The sequence below is a fragment of the Agrobacterium sp. MCAB5 genome, from assembly GCF_052114365.1.
In the GTDB taxonomy this organism is placed as follows: domain Bacteria; phylum Pseudomonadota; class Alphaproteobacteria; order Rhizobiales; family Rhizobiaceae; genus Agrobacterium; species Agrobacterium tumefaciens.
In genome coordinates, this window is record NZ_JBFREP010000147.1 from 1 (window position 1) to 590 (window position 590).

Consider the following 590-nt stretch of genomic DNA (forward strand, 5'->3'; position numbering starts at 1 on the left):
CCCGCTTTGACCTCGGTCGCTCCAGCGCAGATCGAGGCACAAAAGGCGGCTTGATATCTACAATGATCCGCAAAATCAGGGCGCCGCTGGTACGGCGCCCGTCAACATTCCGGGTTGGGAAGGAGACAGCAATGAAACCCGATATGTTCAGAAAACCTGTCACCATTCTTGTTGGCCTGGGCTTCCCGGCGGAAGTTCACAGTGTCATGGACGCCTACCGACACCTTGTCGAGTGGCCGGCCTCGTTCAGAGACACGGTACACACCGTTGCCATGAAAGCATGCCAGGCGGCGCTTCGCGGCGAGATCGAAGCGGAGACCGCGCGCGGCCTGTTCGCAGCCTTCGCGGAAAAACATGAGATTCTCGCCCCTGAGACGCCCGCGATCGCGGCTTCTCACATGCGGGGCGACCGCGGTCCCCACGTGCATTGAGGTGGTCTCAGTGAGAGACATCCGGTTGCAGCAGGTGGTCGACAGTGCAGTGACAATGGGGCCGACGGTTCTGATGCGAGGCATGCAGCTTCGACGGCCGATCGATGTTGTGAAAGCGTCATCTCTGTCGATCGATGATAAACGGACCATCCTTGCCGC

1 protein-coding gene is annotated in these 590 nt (G+C 59.8%); it reads left to right on the plus strand.

The window, feature by feature from the left end; all coding sequences use genetic code 11:
- The first annotated feature begins 131 nt into the window (after positions 1 to 131).
- The gene (locus AB4Z23_RS27890; RefSeq protein ID WP_013637247.1) at positions 132 to 431 is read left to right on the plus strand and encodes a DUF982 domain-containing protein; all 300 of its coding nucleotides are present in this window, start codon (positions 132 to 134) and stop codon (positions 429 to 431) included.
- Positions 432 to 590: the final 159 nt, after the last annotated feature.

Coding starts and splice junctions, on each gene's coding strand:
- AB4Z23_RS27890 (WP_013637247.1), top strand. CDS start 132: ATGAAACCCGATATGTTCAGAAAACCTGTCACCATTCTTGTTGGCCTG.